This window comes from Tundrisphaera macrotermitis, assembly GCF_051175315.1.
In the GTDB taxonomy this organism is placed as follows: domain Bacteria; phylum Planctomycetota; class Planctomycetia; order Isosphaerales; family Isosphaeraceae; genus Tundrisphaera.
In genome coordinates this window covers 1,034,934-1,061,846 of sequence record NZ_CP195100.1, presented here as the reverse complement: position 1 = coordinate 1,061,846, position 26,913 = coordinate 1,034,934, and the positions used below count along the sequence as shown (strand labels likewise).

At 68.9% G+C, this 26,913-nt stretch carries 16 protein-coding genes; 7 read left to right on the top strand and 9 right to left on the bottom strand.

Annotated features, from left to right (window positions below):
- Positions 1–14: 14 nt before the first annotated feature.
- The 5 genes from TA3x_RS04615 to TA3x_RS04595 form a co-directional block, all read right to left on the bottom strand.
- Positions 15–11,141, bottom strand: coding sequence for an Ig-like domain-containing protein (locus TA3x_RS04615; RefSeq protein WP_435018933.1), 11,127 nt, complete (start codon positions 11,139–11,141; stop codon positions 15–17).
- 742 nt (positions 11,142–11,883) lie between these two features.
- Positions 11,884–12,513, bottom strand: coding sequence for an HAD family hydrolase (locus TA3x_RS04610; RefSeq protein WP_435018932.1), 630 nt, complete (start codon positions 12,511–12,513; stop codon positions 11,884–11,886).
- A gap of 143 nt (positions 12,514–12,656) precedes the next feature.
- Positions 12,657–13,493 carry a DUF1559 domain-containing protein gene (locus TA3x_RS04605; RefSeq protein ID WP_435018931.1) on the bottom strand — a complete coding sequence of 279 codons (837 nt, stop codon included), beginning with the start codon at positions 13,491–13,493 and terminating at the stop codon, positions 12,657–12,659.
- Between the two features lie 323 nt (positions 13,494–13,816).
- The gene (locus tag TA3x_RS04600) at positions 13,817–14,287 is read right to left on the bottom strand and encodes a hypothetical protein (protein WP_435018930.1); all 471 of its coding nucleotides are present in this window, start codon (positions 14,285–14,287) and stop codon (positions 13,817–13,819) included.
- A gap of 19 nt (positions 14,288–14,306) precedes the next feature.
- Entirely contained in the window at positions 14,307–15,743 is a 1,437-nt protein-coding gene (locus TA3x_RS04595; RefSeq protein WP_435018929.1) for a serine/threonine protein kinase, read from the bottom strand.
- A gap of 195 nt (positions 15,744–15,938) precedes the next feature.
- On the opposite strand from TA3x_RS04595, the gene TA3x_RS04590 reads away from it, so the two are divergent.
- Positions 15,939–17,048 carry an acyltransferase family protein gene (locus TA3x_RS04590; RefSeq protein WP_435018928.1) on the top strand — a complete coding sequence of 370 codons (1,110 nt, stop codon included), beginning with the start codon at positions 15,939–15,941 and terminating at the stop codon, positions 17,046–17,048.
- Here TA3x_RS04590 and gnd read toward each other — a convergent pair.
- A complete protein-coding gene (gnd, locus tag TA3x_RS04585) occupies positions 17,036–18,499 on the bottom strand; it encodes a decarboxylating NADP(+)-dependent phosphogluconate dehydrogenase (RefSeq protein ID WP_435018927.1) in 1,464 nt (487 codons plus the stop codon). The genes TA3x_RS04590 and gnd overlap by 13 nt on opposite strands.
- Before the next feature lie 75 nt (positions 18,500–18,574).
- Positions 18,575–19,477: an HAD family hydrolase gene (locus TA3x_RS04580; RefSeq protein ID WP_435018926.1), complete on the bottom strand. Its 903-nt coding sequence runs from the start codon at positions 19,475–19,477 to the stop codon at positions 18,575–18,577.
- A gap of 503 nt (positions 19,478–19,980) precedes the next feature.
- On the opposite strand from TA3x_RS04580, the gene TA3x_RS04575 reads away from it, so the two are divergent.
- The 5 genes from TA3x_RS04575 to TA3x_RS04555 all read left to right on the top strand — a co-directional run bounded on the left by TA3x_RS04575 (position 19,981) and on the right by TA3x_RS04555 (position 23,506).
- Positions 19,981–20,388 (top strand): hypothetical protein, encoded by a 408-nt coding sequence (locus TA3x_RS04575; protein ID WP_435018925.1) that lies wholly within the window; start codon positions 19,981–19,983, stop codon positions 20,386–20,388.
- Positions 20,385–21,284 carry a hypothetical protein gene (locus TA3x_RS04570; RefSeq protein ID WP_435018924.1) on the top strand — a complete coding sequence of 300 codons (900 nt, stop codon included), beginning with the start codon at positions 20,385–20,387 and terminating at the stop codon, positions 21,282–21,284. Before TA3x_RS04575 ends, TA3x_RS04570 begins: the two co-directional genes overlap by 4 nt.
- An 11-nt stretch (positions 21,285–21,295) precedes the next feature.
- A complete protein-coding gene (locus TA3x_RS04565) occupies positions 21,296–21,655 on the top strand; it encodes a hypothetical protein (protein WP_435018923.1) in 360 nt (119 codons plus the stop codon).
- A gap of 66 nt (positions 21,656–21,721) precedes the next feature.
- Positions 21,722–22,030, top strand: coding sequence for a hypothetical protein (locus TA3x_RS04560; RefSeq protein ID WP_435018922.1), 309 nt, complete (start codon positions 21,722–21,724; stop codon positions 22,028–22,030).
- A 195-nt stretch (positions 22,031–22,225) separates the two neighbouring features.
- Positions 22,226–23,506, top strand: a complete 1,281-nt coding sequence (locus tag TA3x_RS04555) for a serine/threonine-protein kinase (RefSeq protein WP_435018921.1) — start codon at positions 22,226–22,228, stop codon at positions 23,504–23,506.
- Positions 23,507–23,515: 9 nt separating this feature from the next.
- On the opposite strand, the gene TA3x_RS04550 is transcribed toward TA3x_RS04555, so the two are convergent.
- On the bottom strand, positions 23,516–24,715 hold the full coding sequence (locus tag TA3x_RS04550; protein WP_435018920.1) for a pyridoxal phosphate-dependent aminotransferase: 1,200 nt from the start codon (positions 24,713–24,715) through the stop codon (positions 23,516–23,518).
- A gap of 1 nt (position 24,716) precedes the next feature.
- A complete protein-coding gene (locus TA3x_RS04545) occupies positions 24,717–25,730 on the bottom strand; it encodes a TIGR01777 family oxidoreductase (RefSeq protein ID WP_435018919.1) in 1,014 nt (337 codons plus the stop codon).
- Positions 25,731–26,025: 295 nt separating this feature from the next.
- Between TA3x_RS04545 and TA3x_RS04540 the strand changes: the two genes are divergently transcribed.
- Positions 26,026–26,901: an alpha/beta fold hydrolase gene (locus TA3x_RS04540; RefSeq protein ID WP_435018918.1), complete on the top strand. Its 876-nt coding sequence runs from the start codon at positions 26,026–26,028 to the stop codon at positions 26,899–26,901.
- The last annotated feature ends 12 nt before the right edge of the window (positions 26,902–26,913 follow it).

Sequence of the window (26,913 nt, the reverse complement as noted above, 5' to 3'; positions counted from 1 at the left end):
TTCCTGGCGGTGGGTCAGCCGTTCAGGGTCCCGGCCTTGGCGTTCTTGCGGGCCAGGGCCTTGGCGGCGGCCTTCGCCTTGGCGGCGGCCTTGGCGGCGGCCTTAGCCTGGGCCTTCGCCTTGGCCTTGGCCTGGGCCTTCGCCTTCGCGGCGGCCTTGGCCTGGGCCTTGGCCTGGGCCTTGGCCTTGGCGGCGGCGGCGGCCTTGGCCTTGGCGGCGGCCTTGGCCTGGGCCTTCGCCCCCTTGCCGTTGGTCGGCGACTGGGGCTGGAAGATCGGGGTCAGGACCGGGGCGGTGCCGGGGTTGGTCGGCGTGCCGCCGTTGCCCACGGTGCTGGCCGACCCGATCTGGAACGCGTTGGAGAACGCCGCGATGCCCCGGCCCATCCGGTCGGTGATCGACCCGGCGGCGATGTTGACCTTCACCGTGCCGGAGGTGTTGAACCCGCCGGTGAGGAAGAACCGGACGGTGTGGCCGTCGATCCAGCTCATCGAGGTGGCTCGGGCCGGGTTGACGCTGCTCAGGCCGTCGCCGGAGAGGACGAGGTCGGAGGCCTGGACGGACGACGGGTCGACGTTGCTGGAGATGTCCACGTCGATGAAGGTCGGGACCTCGTTGGCGGCGATGAAGCTGTTCGCGACGGCGGTGCCGTCGGCGGAGAGCGACGTCGTGACGACGCGGAGGAGCTGGCCGCCGGCGGCGATGCCGTTGGTGCCCCGGAACTCGAAGGCACCGATGTCGGCCGGGCCCGAGCCGAAGAACCCGCGGCCCGGGATCCGGACCCGCCCGCGGTTCAGGAAGTCGGTCGCCGGGGCGAACGAGTCGAGGGCCGAGTCGATCGCGGCCGACTGGAGGGTCAGGTCATAGTTGCCGTCCAGGAAGAAGACCGCCGGGGTGTCGCCGTTGGGCCGGGGGTCGCGGGCCGCGACGAATCCGGCGTTGCCGACGAAGTTCCCGAGCAGGCCCGGGGTGGCGCCCAGCGAGCCCGGGTCGAAGGAGTCGAACACGCCCAGGACGTCGTCGGTGGAGAGGGCCTGGCTGCGGCCGTTCCCCTGGAACAGGTTGTTGCGGAGCGACAGCGAGTTGGCGGAGAAGGACTGGATGCCCGTCCCGTTGCGGGCCGCCGTCAGGTCGTGGTTGGAGTAGAAGATGTTGTTGAAGACCTGGGCCTGGGTGCCCGGGAAGTTCGAGGCGTTGACCAGGCCGATCGTGTTGACGGCGAAGGTGTTGTTGAAGACCTCCACCGGCGAGGTGGCGTTGGCCGACCCGGAGATCACCACGCCGTTGATGTTCCCGATGATCCCGTTGCTCTGGATCCGGGGCGTCGCCGACCCGGTGCCGCTCATCGTGACGCCGATGCCGGTGCCGGCGTTGATGATGTAGTTGTTGTCGATCAGGACGTCGGAGTCGAGGACGAAGACCCCGAAGGACGTCGTGTCGATGAACCCGGTCACCGAGTTGCCGATCAGCGGGGTGATGATCGAGAAGCCGGAGATCTCGGTGTCGATCCCGGCGACCGTGGTCAGGTTGGCCGCGGTCACCGTCACCGCCCCGAAGGTCGAGCCGGTGCTGGAGGAGCCGTAGATCAGCGTTTGCTGGGCGGCCCCCGGGATGTAGTTGTCGTCCGTGCTGCTGATGTCGGCCGACAGCAGCCGGACGCCGGCCTTGAGGAAGACGTTCTCGCGATACGTCCCCGGCAGGACCAGGACCTGGTCCCCGATCACCGCGGCGGCCAGGCCGGCCGTGATCGTCGGGTACGGGTTGGCCCGGGACCCGTCCGGCGTGAGGCCGGTCGCGTTGGCGTCCACGAAGATGTTGTTGGCCAGGACCGGCGAGGTGATCGTGATCGGCCCGTTCACGACGTTGCCGGGGGTGTTGGTCCCCGCGGGGGCCAGCGGGTTCTTGGCGATGTCGGTGATCGGGTTGGCCCCGGTCCCGAAGAACGTGATCTGGTAGATGTCGTTGGCCAGCTGGCCGGCCAGCGGGAACTGGATCGTCTGGGCCCCGGAGGGGGTGAACAGGTTGGTGACGACGAAGTTGCTGGGGTCGATCGCCAGCGCCACCTCATTGCCGTCGGTGAAGGATCCGTCGCCGCCGGAGCGGATCACCTGGATCGAGTTGTTGGTGAGGGTCGTGAGGTCGATGTTCTTGTCGAACGTGACGGTCACGATGACCCGGCCGCTGGCATCCACCGTGGCCACCGAGTTGGCCGTCGGGCTGATCGCGGTGATGTGCGGCGAGACGGTGTCGACGATCAGCCGGGCGACGGCCCCCTTGGCCAGGAAGGACGAGAGGGGGTCGGTGACCAGGTTGGAGGCGTTGCCCGACTGGTCGACCACCCGGAGGCGGGCCAGCGAGTAGGCGTCGTCGTTGGTCCCCTGGATCCCGTCGGGCCCGACGTTCAGCGGGGTGTTGGGCAGCGGCGAGTTCAGCGTCACCGAGAAGCTGCCGTCGGCGGCGGTCGTCCCGGTGCCCGCGGCGATCAGGTCGAAGTTCCCGTCGCCCCTGGTCGAGATGTCGATGAAGACGTTGAGCCCGGCCTGGGCGTTCACCGGCGGGAAGATGTCGGTCACCGTGCCGATGAAGGTGGGCTGGGTGATCCGGGTCACCGAACGGCCGCCGCTGGTGTCGCTGTTGGGCGACAGGCGGAACGACCCGCCCACGACCTGCGGGCTGTTGGTGTCCAGGGCGAAGGTGACCTGGAAGTCCCCGCCGGGGAACTGGTCGCCGGAGGGGAGGGCCCTCTGGTTGCCGTTGCTGTCCAGGTTCTCGCCGTCCAGCACCGTCCCGTCGGTGTTGCGGATCACCTGCGACCCGGTGCCCTTCAGGACGATCCGGTAGACGTCATTGCTGGTGATGATCCCGGCGGTGTTGATCACCAGGTTCTTGCTGCTGGTGTCGAAGGCCAGGCGGCCCTGGAGGCTGATCGCCGTGTCCGCCGAGCTGTTGCCGTTGCCGAAGATCCCGTCGCCGCCCGAGGCGAGCAGGAGCACCGTCAGCGAGTTCAGCGTCGCGGGGTTGAGCTGCTGGTTGAAGGCGACGGCCACGGTGGTCGGGGCCGAGCTGGACCCGGCAATCCCGCCGACGCTGTAGAGGTTGCTGACGCCGCTGGCCGAGGCCGCGGCGACGCCGACCACCACCGGGGGATTCTGGACGATGTACTCGTACGCACCGATGTCGAAGTACGGGCGGCTGCCGAACCCCGGGGGAGTGGTCGCGGTGGGCGACTTCACGCGGAGGTTGCCCAGGATGTCGCGTTCGCCGGTGACCGGCGTGTAGAAGTTGGTCGCGGCGTTCTGGGCATTCGGCAGGGCGGTCGAACCGGCGGACCCCCGGGCCGAGGCGACGAACTGGTCGAGGAAGCCCCGGATCGGAAAGCCCGGGAGCGTCACGATGTTCTGCGGGAGCGGGGCACCGCCGCTGCCGCCGTTCGGGTTGATGCTGCCGATCTGGTTGCGGATCGGCGTGGCGTTGGGGTTGGCGGGGTCCTGGGTGACCGTCGGATACAGCATGTCGCCGTAGCTGATCGGCCCGATTTCGCTGCGGGACGCGTCGATCGCCGCCGACCCGGGCAGCAGGTTGAAGTCCCGGGCCCCGGCGTTGCGGAACAGCGGGTCGCCGAACACCGGCTGGTTGTTCGGCATGCCGGTGTTGCCGGTCACATAGTTGTTGTTGAAGACGTTGAAGAACAGGTTGTACTGGGCGTCGCTGAACACCCGGGTGAAGTTCTGGCCCGCCTGCCCCTCGGCGATGATCGCCGAGCCGCCCGCGCCCTGGTTGTTGACCCCGATCGTCGAGAAGATGTTGTTCATCGCCAGGAGCGAGATCTTGGCGTTGGGGTTGTTGACGGTGAAGTTCCCCGAGGTGGCGCGGATGCCCGTGCCGACGTTGTAGAACGTGTTGTTCAACACGACGGCCATCGCCGGGCTCTGCCGCGACGGCACGTCATCGCCCTGGTTCTCCGACACGAACTGGACCGCCGTCTGGGTCGGCATGTTCGAGAACGTGTTGTTGTAGAGGTAGGTGTGGGTCGGCTCGCCCCGGACCCCACCGGCCCGGGCGATGCCGGTGGAGCCGCCGAGCGCGTACAGGATATCGCCGCCGGGATGGGCCACGAACGCGAAGTCGCGGAAGCTATCCAGGTTCGAGTTCGAGATCGTCAGCTTCTTGGCCGTGTTGTACTGGGTCAAGAAGCCGATGCCCAGGCCGGCGGTGTTGAGGCCGAGCTTCTGGTTGTAGACGTTGTCGAGGTTGGTGAAGCTGTTGTCGACGTTGGTGTCGCCGACGTAGATGATGCCGCCGCCCTGCTGCTCGATCCGCGACATGTAGCGGATGTCGGCATTGTCGATGACGTTGCCGTCGCGGACGTCCTGCATGTTGTAGTCGGTCAGCGAGTTGCCGCCGAAGTAGATCAGGCCGCCGTCGCCGGCCGCCGGGGGGGTCGTGTCGTTGGGGATGACCTGGTTCATCACCACGTTGCGGACGGTGGTCCCGACCGTGGAGTCGTGGACCGAGGTGATGATCACCGGCACCCGGGCCTGGCCCAGGGTCTGATTGGCCCCGATCCCGACGATCCGGATCTGGCTGAAGGCCCCGGTGTCGACCAACGGGTCGGCGGGCGGATCGAGCAGGTTGTCGACGCCGACCATGAACCCGGCACCGCCGAGGGATTCGACGTTCGCCCCGGAGTTGCCGTTGCCCGAGGAGTCGATGCCGGGGGCGGCACCGAGCGCCTTGATGATCAGGGGGACGCCGGGGAGGTCGACGGTGGTGCCGTCGGCCAGGACCGTGCCGGCCGGCGTGGACTGGAGGGTGAGGGACACCACCGGGGTCGGCTCGGCGACCAGCTGGGTCGTCGACGGGGCGGGGAGGATGCCGCCGTCGAGGTTGATGGTCTGCCGGAGGATGTAGGTGAAGTCCGAGCCGGTCCACACCGAGTCGGTGTTGAGGTTGGTCGCCTGGCGGGGCAGGTTCCCCGTGTTGGCCACGCCCACGCCGTTCAGGCCGTTGCCGACGAAGACGTTGCCGTGGATGAACGGCGCCCCGGACTGGAGCGGACGCTGCATGTCGCCGGCGAACAGCCCGTTGGGCTGGATGTTGATCGGGACGTCGGCGTTGTAGCTGAAGTCGTTGTTGGTGACCGAGACGTTGGCACCCTGGCCGTTGTTGTACGCCAGCTCCAGGGCCTGGACGACGCCGGTGCCGTTCGCGTTGTTGATCGAGCCGCCGCCGTAGCGGAACTGGGCCTCGTCGATCACCGCCACCGCCCCGGAGACGACGCTGATGCCGCCCCATCGGGCCAGGTCGTTGACGACGGTGGCCGTGGGCTGGAGGGGCCCCGACCCGCCGATCAGGCTGGCCAGCGCGGCCACGATGGTCGTGGTGAGCTGGGTGACCGGGTCGAAGTAGCTGGTGGTCGCCACGTCGTCATACAGCGAGGTGAACAGGACCTTGGCGTCGCCCACCTTGTTGGGGACGAAGTCCTGGTTCCGGGTCACGCCGTCGGCGAGGAAGGGGCCGTAGGAGTTGTCGAGGTCGAACCCGCGGATGTAGGTCCGCTCGCCCACGTTCAGGCTGCCCAGCGTGTTGACCACCTGGATGGCGGCCCCCCGCTGGAACTTGACCATCATGCCCGGCTGGACGTTGAGGCGGTTGGCGATCGAGGTGAACCCGCCGCCGGTCTCGACCTGGAACTGGGTGCCCACCTCGAGGCGGGACAGCAGCAGGTAGGGATACGGGTCGTCGAAGGTGACCTCGGGGGTCGAGGTCCGGTTGGCGATGGCGTTGGAGAGCCGGGCCACGCCGTTCAGCTCGGCCCGGACGTAGATGCCGTTCAGCCCGTTGGCGACGAACGTGTCGTTGCGGATCAGCGGGCCGCGGCCGATGTAGTCCTCGCGGAACGAGTCGAGGTCGCCCGAGATCGGGGCCTGGAGGGCTCCGACGCCGCCGATCTGGGAGATCGACGAGTTGACGATGGCCGGGCGGCTGTTGTACAGCGTGACGCCGTCATAGCGGGTGCCGTTGGTGGCGGGCACAGCCCCGCCGCCGAAGGCCTCGTTCATGAACGAGAGGATCGACATCACGTCGTCGGACCCGGACAGGGCGTCGCCGAGCGCGTAGGCGGTGGAGCTGCCGGAGATCCCCTTGAGCCGGTTGTCGGCCAGGGCGACCCCGGTGGTCGGGATCTGCCCGGTGAAGGTCGAGATCCGGTTCTGCTGGGTGAAGTTCCGGAAGACGATGCCGCCGAAGTCGCCCGGCGCGGGGACCGAGTCCGTCCCGTCGCGGTTGGTGTCGCCGCCGACGGAGTCGTCCTTGTAGGACGTGATGGTGACCCGCTGGTTCGGGTTCGGCCCGCCGAGGATCTGCAACGCGCTGCCCTGGTTCTGGACGAACAGGGAGGCGTTGAGCATCTTCAGGGTCGAGCCGGCCTGGAAGACCAGGGTCGTCAGGGCCGGCACCGAGGTGCTGGCGTCGTTGGCGATCGGGTCCGACCCGGCGGGGGCCTGCATCACGAAGGTCTGCTGCGAGACCACGCCGGTGATCGGGTTGCGCTGGGGCAGGGCCGGCAGGAGGCTGACCACCACCGGGCCGGGGTTCAACGAGGTGTCCGTGGACGAGACCGGACGCCCCAGCGACGCCTGCTGGGCCGCGAACAGGGCCGACCGGTCGAAGCGGCCGTTGTTGTTGCGGTCCAGGGCCGGGTTGAACCGGGGCCCGAAGTTGGCGATGTTGTTCAGGTCGTTGCCGTTGGCGTCGCTGCCGACGGCCTCGGGGGCCAGGGCCGCGAAGGGCTTGGCCAGGCTGCCGTCGGGGTCGTCGCTGTCGATGAACGGATCATCCACGTAGTCCGGCCGGGCGTAGATGACGTTCCCGTTGGGCACGACGATGAAGCCGGTCGTGAACGCCCCGCCCTGGACCCCGTCGCCGGTCAGCGACGGCTGCTCGGCGGCCCCGCTGCCCCGGAGCTGGCCGGTGGGCATCAGGTTGACGAACTTGCCGGTGGCATCCTGGTAGCCGAGGAACTCGCCGTCGATCTGGTTGCCGAAGACATCCACGATCGCCGTGCCGGCCTGCGCGTCGTTGGGGATGTAGAGGCGGTAGTAGTCCGGGGGCAGGTCGGTCTGGTTCAGCGAGACGAGCAGGCGGTTCAGGTAGCCGTACTGGCCGGGCAGGGCGCCGGGGACCGAGTTGACCAGGTCCACCCGGACCGCACCGCTGCCGAGGACGCGGGTGAAGCCGTTGGAGTCGGTGAAGCCCAGGTCGCCGAAGTCGCCGTCGGCGGCCGACGTCGCGGAGTTCGCCGAGCGGACCAGCCGGACGAGGTTGTTATAGTTGACGAACGACCCGTCCGGGTTGTTGAGCAGCAGGGTGTTGGAGAAGTCGATCGTGAAACCGACCGGGGCGGACGGGGCCCGGGGCACCTCGTTCGCCGCGGGGACCTCATAGAAGGCGCGGGGGCCGGTGACCACGGCACCGCCGTTGCCATCGGGGCTGAACGCGTTGAACCCGGTGACGTAGGCCGGGGTCGGCTGGATGTTGAAGCCGAGGGTGAAGTCCTGGGCGATCCCCGAGGTCTCGTTGCTCAGCGGGTTCCCGGCGGCGTCCTGGATCCCGCCGAAGGTCGTGGCCGCGCTCTTGACCGTCAGGACGTACTGGCCGGCCTGGAGGCCGGTCCGGAAGCTCAGGGTGATGAAACCCTTGTACGGGTCGTAGGAGAAGACCCGGGCGTTGGTCGAGGTGAACGTCGCCGAGGCGATGAAGCTCGACCGGTCGACCTGGCTGTAACCGCCCTGGCCGTTGGGCACGATCTGCGTCAGGGCGTAGTTCGAGGTGGTCGTCGCGGCGACCAGGTCGAGCGCGGAGAGCGACAGCTGGGTGTTGACCGCGAACGGGCTGCCCTGCGACTGGGGATTGACCGGGTCGATGACCTGGAGGTCGATCGTCGTCAGGCTGTTGATCTGCGAGTTCTGCGGGATCGAGCTGACCTGCACGCCCGGGACAGCGCCGATGTAGGGACGGGTCCGGTCGAGGCGGAAGGCGGCGTCGAACGACGCGGACAGGCCCTCGAAGCCCGGGACGTCGGGCGGGGCGACGGCCACCAGCCGGTAGCGGTTCAGCCCTTCGGGCAGCTCGGCCACCCCGGGCGGGTAGTCGATCGTGAACAGGCCGTTGGCGTCGGTCACGGCCACCGCGTCGAACGAGCCGACGATCCCGCGCCCGTTCGGGTTGGCCGCCAGGTTGAAGGTCCCGCTCGGCGTGCCGGCGTGGATGATCCCGCTGAACTGGATGTAGACGGTCACCCCGGCCACGGTGCCCGGGAACGAGGAGAGGACCTGGCCGGTGATGCCGGGCCGGGGGTTGTTGGTGTTCTGGTCCCCCTTGACCCCCGAGTCGGTCAGCGCGGTCAGCCCGACGTTGGCGAACGACGGGGGCTGGACGAAGACGTTGCCGAGGTCCTGGAGGAAGGTGGAGGGGACCGCCGGGGTCAGGCCCGACGGGAAGACGCCGTTGAACGCCCCGTTCAGCGGGTTGCCTACGGCATCCGTCACGCCCTGTGTGACCACGATGGCGTAGTGGTCCGAGGGCAGCAACGACTGGTCGACCCCGTTGAGGTTGAAGACCAGCTGGAACGTGGCCGGGTTGTAGATCTGGGTCGCACCCGGCAGGATGCTGACCACCTGGTTGTTCGGGTTGTTGAACGGCCCGTTGATCCCGCCGGCCCTGAGGATGAAGGCGTTGCCGGGGGTGACCGACGCGGGGTTGAGCGGCCCGCTGAACTGGACCGTGACCACCCGCCCGTTGATCGTGGTGTTGGTGACCCGGGGCGTGGCCGTCTGCTGGAGGTTGAAGAACTGGTCGGCCCGCTGGACCGGGGTGCCGTCAGCGGCGATGATCGCGCCGGTGGCGATCGAGATCGCGTAGGTCCCGTTGGCGATCTGGCCCGGGGCCGGGGTGATCGTGATCGGGAACTGGACCACGGTCGGGAAGTTCGGGTCGCCGACGGGGATCGGGGCCCCGGTCGTGACGATCGCCCCGTTGGGGCCGAAGACCTTCAGGTCATCCGGCGTGATCGTGGCGAAGTTCACCGGCTTGGTGAACGTGACCGTGATGACGCTGGGGGCCGTGGTGATCGTCGCGTTGTTGCCCGGCACGACCGAGGCGACCGAGGCCTGCGAGACGGCGGCGATGGCCGCCACCGCGTTGGCCAGGCCGTAGCCCGCCTGGACATCCCAGGTCCCGGGGCTCTGCCCGTTCATCGGGGTGGCCGTGGTCCGAAGGACGTTGACGATCTGCGTCGGGGTGAGCGACGGGGTCTGCTGCTTCATCAGGGCGACCACGGCGGCCAGGTTCGGCGCGGCCGAGGAGGTCCCGAAGAAGTTGGGCAGCGTGTCCGGGTCGAGGTTGGTGGCCGTCGGCCGGGTCGGGTGGATGATCGACGGCTGGCCGGGGAAGGTCGGGAAGGTCGCGAACGGTGGGGTCGTCGTGTTGATGTCCGAATCCGGCGAGAAGAAGCTGGTGTTCACCCCGTCCGGCGCGGAGACGTCGGGCTTGAGCTGATAGGTCGGGGTCGCCGCCGTCCCGTCAAAATTGAACAGGCGGAGGGTCGGGCCGGTCGAGCTGAACGGCTCGTTGAAGATCGGGCCGACGAAATACGGCGGGGCGTTGAACCAGGGGACCGCACCGACGCTGATGGCATTCGGCGTCGAGCTGTGCCCGACCGCGGCCGGGTAGAACGTCTGGCCGGCCGAGCCGAAGGAGTGCGAGACGCTGACCCCGCCCGGGAGCGAGGCGAACATGATGTTCGAGGGGTCGGGCCCGGAGACCACCTGGACCGCGACGCTGTAGTTGCCGGGCGCGAGGCCGCGGAGATTCTCCATCGGCGCCTGGGTGGCGACGTTGTTGTTGGTGCCCGAGAAGACGACGGCTCCGCTGGCGTCGAGGATGAAGAAATCGAGGTTCGAGGTCACCCCGCCGAACGGCTGGGCGAACTGGAACGTGATGCTCGTGCCTCGGCTGATCGAGATCGGCAGGAGCGTCTGCGTGGACGCCCCGGTGCCGTCGAAGTTCATGAACCGGCCGGCTCCGATCGACCCGACCGTGGCGCTGACGCCCCGGAACTGCGACAGGTAGCCGCCATCGGCCGAGTTCCCGGCGGCGGTCAGGTAGGTCGCACCACCGGCGGTCACCGAGTTGATCGCGTCGACGATCGGGCCGTCCTGGAAGAAGGGCTCGGTGTCATAGCCGACGTCGTCGACGATCACCGTGGCGCCGGCGGCGGCCAGGGCGCGGATGTTGGCGGCATAGCCGAGCGGGCCGGTGAACGCGGTGGCGAAGGCCAGCGACGCCCCCGGGGCGATGTCGTAGATCTGCTCCAGCATCGCCCGACCTTCGTCGGAGCCGGTCAGTTCGCCCGTATCGGGGTCGGGCGGGAGGTCATTGAGGACCTGGACGTTCGTGGGGAGGTCGCCCGTGGCGATCGACGCGGCCAACCCCCGCGGCGAGCTCGGAGTCACCTGATAATGGTTGACGCTATCCGACAGCACGCCAATCTTGACCCCGGCACCGGTCAGGCCGAAGGCGTTCTTGGCCGTGTCGGCCTGGAGGACCTGCTCTCCCTGATTGTTGGCGGTGCCGACGGACCGCAGGGTCGGCCGGGGGATCGCGGTGCCGGAGACGACCTGGGCCTGGACCGCCAGCGACGGCAGCTGGGCGATCGGGAACCACCCTTCCAGCGTCTTCGTGGGGACGTTCTCGGCCGTGACGTTCATGCCCAGGGTCAAGGCGGCGGCCTTGAAGGAGATGAAATCGCCGGTCCCCCGGACGTCCAGCTTGACGTTGGACCCCGAGACCATGATCTGGTCCGCGAGCTTCGACTTGAACGCGCCTTGCGAGCCGTTCTGGGAGTACTGATAAAAGTCCGAGTAGACCTTCACCAGATCCGAGCCGAAGTTGGCCAGAGGGCCGTTCTTGGGATCGAAGACATCGGTCGAGGTGGCGCGCCAGATCACATTCGACGATCCGTCGAGCATCCGACGCTGTTCGAGCGACTCGACGCTCGGCTTGCCCACCCGGTTCCGCCGCGGATCACCGGGACGCCGCCTCGATCCGTCGTTGCGTCCGTTGCCATTGAAGCTAGCCATCGACAAACTCCCCCGGTAAGCCTTGGATGCTCCATCGCCCCGCGCCGGCTGGTCGGCCCACGACGCCCCGGCATCGGGGCAAGGCGGTGAAACGCTCGAAATTCGGTGTGCCTGGTCGTCACTGATTGATTCAGGGGGGCGCCTCAGGTCGGACGGGCCGACCCTCGCCACTCACCGCCGCATAACCGTCGATACCCTACCAGTCCATCCCGCTGGTCTTCCCCGGAAACCCAACCTCCGTGTCTTGCCCTGTTTCCGTAAACCCTCATCGCGATTTCCATCGACGTTTTACCTCCCGAAGTTCAACCACGCCGGATGGATTCGGTGACCGTGAGGAAAAGTGAGTGGATACATGCACTCAGCCAATCATCACTTCGCCAAAATCCACTGTCAAGGCAAATTCGTTGCGAATCTGCGAAGATTGGGTAGTTAGATGCCGGGAAGCAACGTGCCGGGATGTGGGTCGATCTGGCATGCGGATCTTTTGAGTTTGTCCCGCCGGCCGGGGATGTCAAAAACCGACGGGCCAAACCATCGAAGGCGTGGCGCGGATGCGCGGACTGTCGCCGATCGCGCGGCGAGACACCCTGAAAGGGTCGCGCATGAACGTACGGGTCGTTGGATTGTGCAGGTTCCGGTTGGAATGAGTAGAAATCGTCGGGCGAGTCGGCCTGATATTCTGCCGATTGATGAGTTGAAATGACAAGAGTTCGATGATGGAATTCGTGGCCGATCGGGCGGCCTATCGGGGGGCGACGGCCACCCCGCGGGCGGTAAGGTCGGCGATCAGCATCTGGGTGTCGCGATAAAGCAACCCGATCAGCCCGGCCCCGATCGCCCCTTCGACGTTCTCGGGCAGGTCATCGATGAAGATGCAATCACCGGGATCGGCCTTCGCGGCCTCGGCGCACGCGAGGTAGAAATCGGGCGAGGGCTTGATGTGCCCGATCTCGTAGGAGAGGACCAGCCGGTCGAAGTGGGCCAGGTGCTCGGCGAACTGCCGGCGGAAGTGCGCCGCGTGCAGGTCATTGGTGTTCGAGCCCAGCACCAGCGTGTACCCGCCCGCCTTGAGGTCGGCGAGCAGGGGGGCGATTGACTCGTTGAGCCGGAAGATATCGGCCCAGGCCGTCGCGAAATCCTCGTGGGAGATCTCCAGGCCGATCATCCCCGACACGACCCGAGAAAATTCCTCGGCGGACATCTTCCCGCTCTCGTAGGCTTTGAGCTGGTCGGAGAAGCCCCGGGGCCGGAGGCGATCCAGCACCGTTTCGCCGGAGAGGCCCAGCGATCGGCCGAGCGTGGAAGCCGCCTTGAGGTAATCGAAGTGGGCCACGACATTGCCGAAGTCGAAGATCAAGGCCGGCCGACTCATGGGGACGCTCCGAAGTAGCAGTCGATCGGGATTGCGCTGAATGTCCCGGGGTACCATGTCGCGGGGTCATCCGGGAAGCTTCGACCGGGCCGACCCGCGTGGGGCGGGAGGCTGAGATTCCCGCCCGACCGAGCAGGGCCGCGTCAACGGGCCGCCGGGGTTCGCATCGTCGCCATTCCTCGCCAGATATTGAGGTCGATCGAGGGTGTGACGCCGCGCACGGAGCCATCCAGGTAAAGGACGTTGATCCGGTTGAGGTGCCCGCTCGACGCCCCGATCGCCGCCGTCTGGTCGTCCTCGGCCAGGCAGGAGCGTGGCGCGTTGGGGGGGAGGACATGATTGTACAGAGTCGACTTCCACCCGGCATCCGACCAGGAAGTCCCCGCGTCCCCTCGCCACGATCCCGGGGATCCTTCGGGGCAGCCGTCGGGGCCGATCGGCCCGGGGACGACGGCATAGTTCATGGTCCCCGGCGCATCCTGCCCATTGCCGACCAGCCGCTCGGCGAATCCGGCCGTGTAGGAGAGGCCATCCCCCTCCTCGACCTCGGACGATTTCGAGCCCCGCCCCGGTTCGAAGGGGCCATGCTGGCCGCTCGGGGTATCGCCGGTCGTGGCCCGATAGCTGGTCGGTGCCGGGCGTGCGGCCACGGCGCCGGGATCGCTAGGGCAGGTCAGGCCCGGGACGGGCTTTCCGCGTGCGGGGGCCTGGGACGGCTTGGGGGGTTGCAGGGGATCCACCAGGCCGACCAGGTCCGGGAGATGAAGGCCGTCCAGGAGTGCCGCCACCGGGGCATCGCCCCGTCCTTCCCCCAAGCTCGGGACCGTCGGCCAAGAGCCCTGGGCCTGATGATAGAGCTGGAGGGCCACCCCGATCTGGGAGAGATTCTTCGAGCATCCGGCCAGCCGGGCGGTCTCGCGCCCTCGCGGCAGTGCCATCAGGACGACGGCCAGCAGGAACCCGGCCAGAGCGACGATCACGACCACCTCGACCACGCTGACCCCGGCCCGTCGCAATCCCCGAGGCCGGGGCGATGCATCGATTGACCAACCCTGGCCCATGACCGGAGAACGACGAAAGTGGGGATCAGGATTCGGGCGGGTGCGCAGCATGGCGATCGGTCCGGTTCGTTGGCTTCGTTCGGTCGGTTGACCCGCTTCGAGGGCGGGCGGGAACCCGGTTCGCTGGCGAACGGCTCGCCCTGGCACAGTCCATCTTAACAGCCGGGCCGGCCCCGACGAAGCGGGGGCGAACGGCCCGAAACAAACCCAGCCAGGCCGGGTCGGGGTCCGCGACCGTCGGCTCAGAGCAGGTCGTCGACCGGCCCGTGGGCGCGACCGTTGCCGCCCGAGGCGCGTCGCCTCTGGAGTTCATCCGTGAGGATGGCGACCCGTTCGCGGCTGATCGCCCGCCGGACCCGCCCGGCATAGATACGCAGGGCGATCCAATCGAACAGGGCCAGCGCCAGGAGGCCGAGGATCAGGAGGGAGACGACCAGCCAGGTGGCGATGAACATTTGCCTGGACTGGAGGCTTTGTCGCGGGTCGACCCGCGTGCCGACGACGAGGCCGATCGCCAGGACGACCATGATGATCACCCCGGCCCCACGGCGGAGATCCTGGGCGCGGAAGTGGCGGGCATCCTCGGGGGATGGGTCGGGGGCGCGGTGCCGGCGGTCGCGGTGCTCGCGCCAGGCCAGGAGCCCGGCGATGGCCAGGACGATGCCGCCGACGATCAGGCTCGCCGCTTCGGCTTGAGGTTGGACCGGCGGCATGGCGGCGGGACTCCCCGATTCAGTAGACGTCGGCGTGCGTCAATTGCTGCTCGACCCAGTCGCTCCGCCGGGCGATGTCCACCAGCGCCGAGCGGACGTCGGCCGGGTGGACATGGCCGCGCGGGAAGGTCCGGGTCATCACGAACATCGGCTGATTGTTGACCACCCGGATCGATAGCCCGCCGTAGGTCATCTCGTTGTTGAGCCGGAGCGCGAACTCGTAGTGGCGCGGCTCGGCCGGGCAGCAGACCGAGAACACCGTGAGCACCCGCTCGTCGTGCCGATTCTGGCCGACTTCGAGGTAGACCTCCTGCATCCGGTTGTTGGGCAGGCGGAACAGGATCCGGAAGTGGTCGCGGCCCCCCTGGACGAAGCAGTCGAGCCCCTCCACGGCCTCGTTCAGCAGGCTCTCCGTGTCGCGGAGATGGGCGATGATCGACTCCAGCTCGTCGCCGAGTTCGGTCGCCGAGGCGTAGCGGTCGGCCGGCTTCTTGGCCATGCAGCGCTGGATCACCGCGACCAGTTCGTCGCTGACGGTGGGAGCCACCTTCTGGATATCGGGCAGCGGCTTGCTGCGGTGGAAGTGGATCAGCCGGCCGATCCGGTCGGCCGCGAACGGGAGCCGGGCCGAGAGGAGGTAGTAGAACATCACGCCCAGGGCATAGATGTCCGACTGCGGCGTGGCCGGGTTGCCGTTGAACAGCTCGGGGGCCATGAAGGTCGGCGTCCCGGCGACCTTGGCGTTGGCCAGCTCGGGATCGCTGTGCCGACGGACCAGCCCGAAGTCGGCGAGCTTGGCCTGGCCGTCCCGGGTCAGCAGCACATTGGCCGGCTTGACGTCGCGGTGGACCAGCCCGGACTGGTGGGCGGCCCCCAGCGCCTGGACGACCTGGTAGATCAGCGTCGAGGCCCGCACCGGCTCCAGCGGCCCCTCGCGGATCAAGGTCTCCCGCAGGCTGATCCCGCCGGCCACATACTCCATCTCGATGTAGTGGTAGTCCCGGTCGCTGCCCAGGTTGTGGACCGTCACGACGTGGGGATGGACCAGGTTGGCGACGAACCGGGCCTCGGCCCAGAACTGCTCCCGGACCTGCGGCTGGCGCGAGAGCAAGCCGGGGTTCAGCACCTTGATGGCGCACGGGCGGCACAGGGTCAGGTGCTCCGCCTGATAGACCCGGCCCATCGAACCGTGGCCGATCACCGGGCCCATCCGGTACTGGCCCAGGGTCCGATCGGTGAGGTCGTCGACCTGGGGGAATCCGTGGTCCGGCTCGCGCTCCTCCTCGTCGCCCCGGAGCGTGATCGTGGACTCGGCGTCGACGGTGACCCCGCCCGACGCGAGTTCGATGACGGGGAGTTCCTCCGTCGTGGCCGAGTAGGCCTCGGCCCGTCGCGCAGGGGAGGGCCCCACGTCGTCGTGATCGGCGGCATCGCGGCTGGGTGGGTCGGCGTTCAACGCGCGATCCTCGACGGGGAGGGGACGCCGGGCCTCGGATCCGGCGTCGACAGTCTGGCTAAGTGTTCGCGATCGTGGAATTCTGTCAAGCGATCGGTCGGAAAGTTCGCATGATCGGGCAGGGTTGTCGCAACTCATCCATCCATTCCGATTGACTCTCCGGATGGATTGCCATCACCCCCCCGAGCTTGATCGATGAAACGACTCCCCGAACTCGACGGGCTCCGAGGGCTCGCGGCCCTGGTGATCGTGCTGTTCCATTACTGGAATACGACGTTCGCCCTGGGTTGGCCCACGGTTTACCTGTTCTTCGTCCTCTCCGGCTACCTGATCACGTCGATCCTGCTCGCCCACCCGCCCTCTTTGAGATTCCTCGCGTCATTCCAGGCCAGGCGCTGCCTTCGGATCTGGCCGATCTACTATGCGACGATCCTCGCATCCATCGCATTCAACATGGCCATCAGCGACCGGCACCGGCTGGATGCCCTCCCTTACTACCTTACGTTCACTCAGAATGTTTGGGGATACGCGGAAGGGCCGAGGCCGGATCTCGACCTCCCCCTCGAACATACCTGGACGCTGGCCATCGAGGAACAGTTTTATCTCTTCTGGCCCGCCCTGGTCGGCCTGGCGGGACGGAGGCGGATCGTCCCGTTGTGCCTCGCCTTCATCGCCGTTCCGATCCTGGCGCGGAGGATCTGGCATCCGCCGTGGCTGCTCCTGAGCCAATGCGACGGATTCGCCTACGGCGGGCTGCTTGCCGGCCTGGGCGTGGCCCCCGACGCGTCGGCCGGGCGTCGGCGTTGGCTGCTGCCGCTCCTGACCTCGGCCTGCCTGGGATCTTTGGGATTTTTGGTCGCCGGGTACGTCCTGGCGCGGCTCCGCTGGACCACTCCGGGGCTGCTCATCCCCTGGAAGCTGCCGATCTTGAACCTGTTCTGCTTCGGGCTGGTGGGGGCGACGGTGCTCCAGGCCGGACGGGCCTGGCTCCGCCCGCTCCGGTCGCCCGGGATGATCTACCTGGGGCAGATCAGCTACGGCCTTTATCTCTTCCATGCGGTGATCATGGCGTTCGCCATCGAGGCCGCCCATCCATCGAGCCTGGCCGGGACCAATCTCGTCAAGCTGGCGGCCTTCGCGGCCAGCCTCGCCGCCGCCGGCCTCTCCTGGCGATACTTCGAACGGCCGATCCTGGGGCTCAAGGACCGATTCCGGTATCGCGGGAGCGAGCCGGACCCCGCCCCCGACCGGGTCGTTCCGACCGGGGGCGGGCGTCCGAAGTCGATGCGATATCAGACGTTGTAGGTCGTCGAGGCCGTGGTGCCGCCCCGGCCGGTCCAGTTGGTGTGGAAGAACTCGCCGCGGGGCTTGTCGGTCCGCTCGTAGGTGTGGGCGCCGAAGAAGTCGCGCTGGGCCTGGAGCAGGTTGGCAGGCAGGCGGCCGGTGCGATAGCCGTCGAAGTAGGCCAGGGCCGAGGACATGGCCGGCACGGGGATGCCCTGGGTGGCCGCGGCGGCGATCACCCGGCGCCATCCGGCCTGGGCGCGGTTGATCTCGCCGGTGAAGTAGGGGTCGAGCAGGAGGTTCTTGAGGGCCCCGTCGCGGTCGAAGGCCTCCTTGATCTTGCCGAGGAAGGCGCTGCGGATGATGCAGCCGCCCCGCCACATCAGGGCGACGGCCCCGTTGTTGATCTTCCAGCCCGAGTCCTTGGCCATCCCGTCCATCAGGGCATAGCCCTGGGCGTAGGAGATGATCTTGCTGGCGTAGAGGGCCATCTCGATGTCGTCGATCAGGGCCTTCTTGTCGCCCTGATAGGACGAGGCGACGGGCCCGGAGAGGACCTTCTCGGCGGCGACGCGCTCATCCTTCAGGGCGGACAGGCAGCGGGCGAAGACCGCCTCGGCGATCAGGGTGAGCGAGACGCCCAGGTCGAGCGCCGAGGTCACCGTCCACTTGCCGGTCCCCTTCTGGCCGGCGGTGTCGAGGATCAGGTCGACCATCGGCTGGCCGGTTTCCTCGTCCTTGTAGCCGAAGATGTCGCGGGTGATCTCGATCAGGTAGCTGTCCAGGGCGCCGGTGTTCCAGCGGGCGAACACCTCGTGCAGTTCCGGGGCTTCCAGGCCCAGGACCGACTTCATGAGGTGGTAGGCCTCGCAGATCAGCTGGATGTCGCCGTACTCGATGCCGTTGTGGACCATCTTGACGTAGTGGCCGGCCCCTTCATCGCCGACCCAGTCGCAGCAGGGGGTGCCGTCGGCGACCTTGGCGGCGATCGCCTGGAAGATCGGCTTCACCGCCGGCCAGGCCTCGGGATTTCCGCCGGGCATGATCGACGGGCCCTTGAGGGCGCCTTCCTCGCCGCCCGACACGCCGGTGCCGACGAACAGGAGGCCCTTCTCCTTCAGGGCCTTGGTGCGGCGGGTGGTGTCGGGATAGTGGGTGTTGCCGCCGTCGATCAGGATGTCGCCGGGGTCGAGGAGCGGGGTCAGCTCGTCGATCACGGCGTCAACGGGGGCGCCGGCCTTGACCATGATCATGATCTTGCGGGGCGACTTGAGCGAGGAGACCAGCTCTTCCACGGTGTGGCAGCCGACCAGCTTCTTGCCCTTGCCCCGGCCGTTGACGAAGTCGTCGACCTTGGAGGTGGTCCGATTGAAGACGGCCACGGTATAGCCGTGGCTCTCCATGTTGAGGACGAGGTTCTCACCCATCACGGCCAGGCCGATCAGGCCGATGTCGGCGGTCGATTGTGCCATCGCTTTTGCTCGATCATTCCATTCGAAGAGGGGGGAGACAGGGGACACGCGGGACCGAGGTGATCGGGCGGCCCCTCACGATCGCTTCCAGGGGGGTGTGTCGGGCAGGCCGGCCTCGAACCGCCGGACCTGCTCGTCCATGTAGGCCCCGGCATAGGTGCCGTCGAAGAACCGGGGCAGGGCCTCGTCGTGCAGGCGTCGCCACGACTCGGCCTCATGGCCCGGCTCGATCGGGTAGAACAGGGCCCCGTTCTTGAGGGCGGCCTGATGGTCGCCGGGGGCGTCGCCCATCATCAGGACCTTCGACCGGTCGAAGCCGCGGGACGCGGCGGCCAGCACCTCGACCTTGGCCCCCTGCTCCTGGCCGGCGATCCTGGCGACATACTTGCGGAGGTCGTGCTGCTCCCACTCCCGGTCGAGCGCCTCGCCGGGGGTCGACGAGATCACGACGACCTCGGCCCGCCCGGCCATCCGCCCCAGGCACTCGCGGACCAGGGGGAAGGGGGGGACGTCGCGGACGGTCCGCTCGATCGAGCGGTTGACCGCCTCGCTCCACCGCAGGGTGAGGGCCAGGTCGGGGTCGCCGGTGCGGGCCACCTCGGCGGCCAGCGTGGGATTGCCCGGCTTCCGCTCGCGTTCGAGCCAGGCCTTCAACCCTTCGGCCTTCGGGACCTCGAAGCCGGAGCCGGCGACGCCGGGATGCTCGGCGAGGAGTTCCAGGACCATCAGGTAGCCGTGGAATCGGTTGATCCCGCGCCACTTGGAGAGCAGGTTGGCGAACTCGGCCGCCTCGCGGGCGTGGTCGGCGACCGGATGGAGGCCGAAGTGCTCGATGAACTCGGGGATGAAGCATTCCTTGTGCTTCACGCCCATCGTGTCGAAGACGCACCCGTCGCTGTCGATGCCGATGAAGAAATCCCGCCCCTCGCGGCCCGGGGCCGGTCCCATCGGTTGATCGGCGGCCGAAGTCGACGTCATCGAGGCATCCCCTGGTCGCCGGCGCCTCGCCCAGGGCGGCGGGGCGGCCGTCCGTCCTCACGGCTGGCATGCCTCCGCCCGGTCGGATCGAGGGTCGTCGCGCGGCGAACCCGAGATCCTAGTCATCTCGACGGGCCATGTCCAGGACCCTATTTCGAGCAAAATGAGCGATCCGGCGAAAAAGTGTGTTTAAGCCCCCCCCGAAATCTTGAATGTATCCGACGAACGGCGGGCGAATCGTGGCTCGGGCCCGCCGGGCGGAGATCGAGACCCATTGAACGACACCATTTGGACCGCTGCTTAAGGGGAATATTCGTGGCGCTTTTCCGCGTAATGTCCGGCTTCAACACGAAGGCCGCGGCCTCCGGCCCGAACGGGCCCGCCGTCCATCACCTCGCGCCCGGGCGGATGGGCCCGGGCTCCCAGGCGTTCCCGACGGGGTGGGCGACCGGCGCCCCCCGCATGGCCATCTCCGGGATCGGATCCTGATCGGGGGAGCGACCATGCGTCAGATCGTCCGCGACTCCATGAACTCGATCCTGATCGTCGTCCTGATCGGGATCGTCGGCTACGACCACTTCATCAAGGACCGTCACGCCGCCCCGGCCTTGCCGGCGGCCGTCGACGGCGCCGCCCTGGGGCGGGACTACGCCCCGACCCTGGCCCCGGCCCTGGCCGATGGCTGGGAGGCGGCGGCCTCGGCCATCGAAGGGGGCAAGAGCATGGGCGAGGCCCAGGCCACCCTCCAGTCCGCGTTCAAGGCGGCCCGGGTCAAGACCTTCACCGAGAAGGTGGCGCCCGCGTTCGCGCGGGTCCTGCCCGAAGGGGAGGAGCCCCGGGATGCCACCGCCCGGGCCGACGTCGCCCGCCTGTGGCGAGGCTTCGCCCGCGGCCTGAAGGGAGGCCGATGATGCCCATCGCCAACCTCTGCGGCTGGATCCCCGCGCCGGACGAGGTCGACCGCCAGCTTTCCACCATGCGCCGGCCCCTGTTCAAGCAGGCGGCCCCGCACCTGAGCGGGTCGGGGTCCGAGCGGGACATCCTGCTGTACAAGGCGTTCAAGGAGGTCAATCGGGACGCCTACATCGACTACCCGGCGCAGACGATCGGCGACTGCGTGAGCCACGGATTCGGCCACGGGATCGACCTGCTGGCCGCCGTCCAGATCGCCCTGGGCCGGCGGGCCGAACGCTTCGAGCCGACCGCGACCGAGGCGGTCTACGGCATGGCGCGGGTCGACATCGGCGGTCAGCGCGGCTCGTACTCGGACGGGGCCGTCGGGGCGTGGGCGGCCCGGGCCGTCAGCACCATCGGCACCGTGGGCCGCGCCGTGGTCGGGCCCTACGACGGCAAGAGGGCCAAGGACTGGGGGGCGCGGGGCGTCCCCGCGGCGATCAGGTCCAAGGCCCCGGAGCACCAGGTCAAGGCCGTCGCGCTGGTCCAGACCTACGAGGAGTTGGAGGACGCGCTGGCCAACGGCTACCCGGTCCCCGTCTGCTCCAACCAGGGCTTCACGCTCCAGCGGGACGCCGACGGCTTCTGCTCGCCGCGCGGGACCTGGGCCCACTGCATGCTGATCGTCGGGGTCCGGGCCGGCCGGCGCCCGGGGGCCTGCATCTTCCAGTCGTGGGGGCCGAACGTCCCCAGCGGCCCGCTCGCCCTCGACCAGCCGTCCAACACCTTCTGGGCCGACCGCCACGTCGTCGCCTCGATGCTCGGGGCTCGCGACTCCTGGGCCCTTTCGAACTTCGATGGTTACCCCAGCCAGGCCATCCCCCAACGCTGGACCTATGCCGGCTTCGCCTGAGGAGGCTCGCCTTGATCCCGTTCATCGCATCGGCATTGCTCGGCCCCTGGACCTATGCCGGTTTCCTCGACGAACCGCCCGCACCGGCCCCCGCACCGGCACCGATCATCGTCCCCGACCGTCCCGGCGCCGACCCATCGGGGTCGGATGAGGCCGATGATACCCCGTCGGGCCCGCCCGAGGGCCCCGCCGCCCCGGCCCCCGAAGTCAAGCCGACGCCCGCGCCGCCGGCCCCGGCACCGCCCGCCATGCATCGGCTCGCCGATGCCTGGGGCCAGACCTGGGAGCACCCCGACCCGTCCTTCCTCCGGGGCTGGGTCGAGGCTCGCAACCGCGGCGGCGTCCCCAACCCGTACCGCCGGATCCCCTGACCCCGCCGCGCGTCGCGGCGGGCGGGGTCCGCGACCGATCGCCCTAGATTTCCGAAAGACTCCCGCATGAAAGCCTTGAAGACATTTCTCTCGTTTTTCGCCAAGGTCGATGGGTCCCGCAAGGGGCTGATTGTCCCCGAGGAGTTGTTCCGCGCGATCGTCTCCGCCGTCGGCTCCGGCGCGATCCTGACGTTCGCGATCGGCGGCCTCCAACTGGTCGTCGACCATGCCAGCGTGGTCTTCCCCAACCCGGCCGTGGCGGGGCTCGCCTCGGCCATCCTGACCCTGATCCTGGACCTCCTCCGCCGCCAGAACCAGGGGCCGACGCAACCCGAAGTCGTCCGGCCGGCCACGGTGATCGACACCACGGCCTGACCGGGCGGGCGGCCCATCGCCCCGCACCCGCCCGGGTCGGGACGATGGGTCGCCATCGTTTTCGGATTGGGCGTGAATCGGTCGGGCCCGATGGCGTATCATGGGCGCCCAGGGAGAGAATCCGAGGTCGACGATGGCAGTCGACCGGGGATCGCGGCCGGAATCGCCATCCATGAATGAGCCTGGGGGAATGCCGTGGCGACTTCCGACAAGCCGAACCCGGTCGAGTCCGTGCCCGCCGACCTGCCCACGATCATCCGCAACTCCGGGGTCCTGACCGACCGCCAGCTCGTCGACATCCGGGCCCGCATCGCCTCGGGCGAATATCCCTCGGAATCCAAGGAACTCGGCGCCCGGTTGGTCCGCGAAGGGATCCTGACCGATTATCAGCTCCGCCGGTTCCTCCAGGGCAAGTCGCACGGCCTCCTCGTGGGCCGGTACGCCATCCTCGACCGGCTCGGATCGGGGTCGATGGGCCGGGTCTACAAGGCCCATCACCAGCTCATGGGCCGCGTCGTGGCTCTCAAGGTGATCGCGCCGGAGATCGTCACGAATGACCGTGCCATCGCGCGGTTCCAGCGCGAGATGAAGCTGGTGGGCCGGCTCGACCATCCCAACGTCGTCCGCGCTTACGATGCCGATCAGTCCAACGGCATCCTCTATATCGTGATGGAGTACGCCACCGGCCTGAGCCTGGGGCAGAAGCTCAAGGAGGGGACGCTCACGCCCGTCGATGCCGTGAGCTTCGCGGCCCAGGCCGCCCTGGGGCTGGACCATGCCCACACGCAGGGGATCGTGCATCGCGACGTCAAGCCATCGAACCTGCTGGTCAACGACGAGAAGCAGGTCAAGGTGCTCGACCTGGGGCTGGGCGTCCTGATGGAGGCGGACTCGCAGGCCACCTTCGCCACCGCCGACGGTATGACCGTGGGGACCGTCGACTACATGTCGCCCGAGCAGGCCTGCGGGCGCGACGTGGACGGTCGGAGCGACATCTTCAGCCTGGGCTGCACCCTCTATCACATGCTCTCGGGCCGCCAGGCCTTCCCCGGCAAGACGCCGATCGAGCGTCTTGGCAACCGGATCAGCGGCTCGCACGTCCCGATCACCGAGGTCCGCCCCGACCTGCCGGCCTCGGTGGTCGCGGTGCTCGACAAGATGCTGGCGAACAAGCCGGCCGAGCGATTCCAGACCGCCGGCGCCGCCGCCGAAGCCCTCCAGGCCTTGATCCGGCCCCGAAAGTCGCCCTCGACCCGGTCGAAGCCGGCCGAGGCCCCGACGCCGCCCCCGCCGCCTCCCGCCGATGCCCCGGCACCGCCGGAACCGGTCGTGGTCCGCCCCAATTACCCCGGCTGGTTCGCCCCGCTCGCCGCGATGGCCGAGGACCGCCCCGGGCTCGCGCTGGCGACCTTGCTGGGCGGTGCCATCGCCTGCTTCGGTCTGGGCTTGGGCGTCGGGATGCTCTTGAACGGCTGATCTCAGGCTTCAACCGATGGGGGGCCCCGAGGCGAGGAGTTCGGCCAGGGCGTCCGCCAGCCGGCCGTTGTCGTCGGGCATCCGGACGCCGATCCGCAGGTGACCCTGGGTGGCCACGAGCTGGTCCGGCCCGGTCAGCAAGGCGCCGACTTCGAGGCCGGGGAAGTCGGAGCATTCGCGGACCAGCAGGCCGCGGCGGGCGAGGGCTTCCTGGAGCTGGATCGAGGTCCAGTCGGTCTGGGCCAGGCTGACGAGCAGGAAGTTGGCCAGGCCCGGGGCCCGATCCGGGCGGATCCGGTCCGGCCAGGCGGGGCGCAGCCCGGGGATGTCCCAGAGCCGATCGGCGAGCCGCTCGGCCTCGCGGCCCACCAGTTCGACGGTCCGCTCCTGGTAGGCCCGATCGTCGAGCGCCGCCAGCGCGGCGGCCTCGGCCGGGGCGGAGACGGTCCAGGCTTCCTGGTACTGGCGGAGCCGCGTCACCATGTCGGGCGGGGCGATCGCATACCCGACCCGGAGGCCGGGCAGGGCGAAGGCCCTGGTGAACGACCGGAGGACCATGACGTTTTCCCGCTCCGCGGCGACCGGGATCAGGGTCCGGTCCGCGGCATCGGCCAGGAACGGGAGCGAGGTCTCGTCCACGACCGTGAGCAGGGCCAGCGACTCGGCCACAAACGCTTCCAGGGTCGCGCGATCCCAGGCCCGGCCGGTCGGGTTGTTGGGATGCCCGGTCCAGAAGATCCCGGCGGCCCCGCGCGGCAGCACATCCTGGGCCCAGCCCAGGACGTGCGTCCCCCAGACCTGCGCCCGCATTTCGTTGAGCCTCGCCACCCGGCGATAGGCCGCGTCGGTCGGGTCGACCTGGTGCGACAGCGCCCGGCCGGGATCGCCCAGGGACTGGGCATGAAGGGCGAGGACCTCGCGGAGCGACTGGCCGATCAGCCCGATCAGTTCGGACGCCCCGGCCCCCACGATCACCCGGTCGGCGGGGACGCCATGCTCCTCGGCGATCCGATCGACGAGCCGGGGGCAGTCGCGATCGGCCCGGATCCCGACCCGATCCACGGCGGCGCGGGCCGCTTCGAGCGCCGCCGTGGGCGGGCCGAGCGGGTTGAGGTTGGAAGAGAAGTCCAGCAGCGGCGCGTCGGCCCCGAGCCCGAATCGGCGGCGGATGCTGGACGGGTCGTTGTGGTCGCGCGACAGGTTGGCCATGTCAGTGCCCCGCCCCGGCGACGGCCGGCCGCGGCGTGGCCGTCCGCCCCGGCTTGCGCCGCGCGAAGATGTCGTCCAGGGCCCCGGCCAGTTCGGGGAACCGGAACCGATAGCCCAGCGATCCGGCCCGGGCCGGCACCACCTTGCGTCCCTTGACGATCACGTCGGCCACCTCCCCGAACAGGAGCCGCAGCGCGGCGTCGGGCGGGCCATACTTGAGGAACGGCCGGTGCAGGGCCTTCGCCAGGGCCTTCGAGAAGTCGACGTTGCGGACCGGGTTCGGCGCCGTGCCGTTGATCGGCCCGAGAACTTCCGGGCCGTCGAGGGCGAGCAGGAACAGGCCGACGATGTCCTCGATGTGGATCCAGCTCATCCACTGCTGGCCCTTGCCGAGCCCGAGCAGACCGCCTTCGCCCCCGCCGACCGGCGCGGCCCCGCCCGGGAGCCAGCGGAAGATGGGGGTCATCACCTTGAGCGAACCTTGCCCCTTCTCCAGGACGATCCCGGTGCGGATCGTCGCCAGGCGGACGCCGAGCGCCTCGGCGGGCCGGGCGGCATCCTCCAACTCCCGGCAGACGACCGCCAGGAAGTCGGTCCCGGACGGGCTCTCCTCGGTGGACGGGTCGTCGCCCGGGGCCATCCCGTAATATCCGATCGCCGAGCCCTGGATGAACGCCGAGGGGCGGCTGCTGGCCCGGGCCAGCGCCTCGACGATGTGGTCGGCCGCGTGGACCCGGCTGTCGCGGATCTGGGCCTTGCGCCCGGCGTCCCAGCGTCCGCCGAAGACGGGCTGCCCCGCCAGGTTGACCACCGCGTCGCAGCCGTCGACCTCGCGCTGCCAGGGCCCGGCCTGCCCCGGGTCGCCCGGGATGACCGTGAGCCCGCGCCAGTCGGGGTCGCGTCGGGCCTCGTCGGATCGGCGGGTCAGGATCACCGGCTGATCGCCCCGATCCTTCAACTTCGCCACCAGGTGGCGGCCGATCATCCCGGTCCCGCCGGTGACGAAAACTCGCATGGAAGAAGACCCCGAACCCGAGACGAAACGGACGATCCCCGACCATCTTGGACGCCGCGAGGCCGACCGTCAAGTCGCGCGAAGCCCTGCCGCGACTCCGATGAAGTTCGGATGAACCCGGGGACATTCGGTTGGATCGAGGCGGGGCGGGTGCTATCCTGGTAGTCCCCCGGCGAGGCGGGCGACGACGGGCAGGCCGAGACGGTCGCGCGGGCCTTCCGCCCCGGCCGCGGCCGGAAGCCTCCCCGGTCGCAACGCCTCGGGGTGATCTCGGGCACCGGGAGTCCTGGCCACGATGAATCCCAAAGTGCGCGACCTGTTCGACATCAATCGCATCCACGCCTACAAGAGGCCCGCGCCCCTCATCCTGGTCAACGGGCTCGCCGAGCAGTCGGAGAGCTGGTTCGCCAACCGGCGGGCCTGGGGCCGGCACTTCGACGTCAAGGTGCCGGAGATCCTGGTCTACGACGGCGACTCGCTCCATCGCCACATCGACGCCGGCGGCGAGGTGACGGTCGACTACCTGGCCGATCGCCTGGCGACCTACCTCGACGAGTTCGTCCAGAGGCCGCCGTATCATCTCGTCGGGTCGAGCCTGGGCGGCCAGATCTGCGTGACCCTGGCCGCACGCCACCCGAAGCTGGTTTCGAAGCTGGTGCTCCTCTGCCCGTCCGGTTTCTGCGGCGACGAGCACCTGCCGATGATGGAAGGGGTCCGCCGCAGCCAGTACGACTCGCTGGTCAAGTCGGTGTTCCACCGCTCGCACTTCGCCACCCACTCGCTGGTCGGGGCGATCGAGGCGAAGTTCCAGAGCCGGCGGTGGAAGAAGGGGGTCCTCCGCACGCTCCGGGGCACGGTCGGCCATTCGGTGGCGGGGCTGCTCGATCAGGTCCCGCACCCGACCTTGCTGATCTGGGGCGCCGACGATCGGGTGATCTCCGACGTGCCCGGCTCGATCGGCGCGGCGGACCGGATGCTCAAGGCCCGCCAGGTGGTGATCCCCAAGTGCGGCCACGCCCCGCAGATCGAGAAGTCGCGGCTGGTCAACAAGCTGGTCACGCACTTCCTCCGCGATCGGCTCCGGCAGATCCCGCCGATGCTCGACCCGGCCCGACTGCACCAGAAGGACGCCCACCCGGTCCGGATCGCGTTCGGCCTCCATCGTCCCTGACCCGAACGGCGA

Coding starts and splice junctions, on each gene's coding strand:
- TA3x_RS04600 (WP_435018930.1), bottom strand. CDS start 14,287: ATGCCGCCGGTCCAACCTCAAGCCGAAGCGGCGAGCCTGATCGTCGGC.
- gnd (WP_435018927.1), bottom strand. CDS start 18,499: ATGGCACAATCGACCGCCGACATCGGCCTGATCGGCCTGGCCGTGATG.
- TA3x_RS04590 (WP_435018928.1), top strand. CDS start 15,939: ATGAAACGACTCCCCGAACTCGACGGGCTCCGAGGGCTCGCGGCCCTG.
- TA3x_RS04560 (WP_435018922.1), top strand. CDS start 21,722: ATGAAAGCCTTGAAGACATTTCTCTCGTTTTTCGCCAAGGTCGATGGG.
- TA3x_RS04540 (WP_435018918.1), top strand. CDS start 26,026: ATGAATCCCAAAGTGCGCGACCTGTTCGACATCAATCGCATCCACGCC.
- TA3x_RS04575 (WP_435018925.1), top strand. CDS start 19,981: ATGCGTCAGATCGTCCGCGACTCCATGAACTCGATCCTGATCGTCGTC.
- TA3x_RS04615 (WP_435018933.1), bottom strand. CDS start 11,141: ATGGCTAGCTTCAATGGCAACGGACGCAACGACGGATCGAGGCGGCGT.
- TA3x_RS04545 (WP_435018919.1), bottom strand. CDS start 25,730: ATGCGAGTTTTCGTCACCGGCGGGACCGGGATGATCGGCCGCCACCTG.
- TA3x_RS04550 (WP_435018920.1), bottom strand. CDS start 24,715: ATGGCCAACCTGTCGCGCGACCACAACGACCCGTCCAGCATCCGCCGC.
- TA3x_RS04610 (WP_435018932.1), bottom strand. CDS start 12,513: ATGAGTCGGCCGGCCTTGATCTTCGACTTCGGCAATGTCGTGGCCCAC.
- TA3x_RS04580 (WP_435018926.1), bottom strand. CDS start 19,477: ATGACGTCGACTTCGGCCGCCGATCAACCGATGGGACCGGCCCCGGGC.
- TA3x_RS04570 (WP_435018924.1), top strand. CDS start 20,385: ATGATGCCCATCGCCAACCTCTGCGGCTGGATCCCCGCGCCGGACGAG.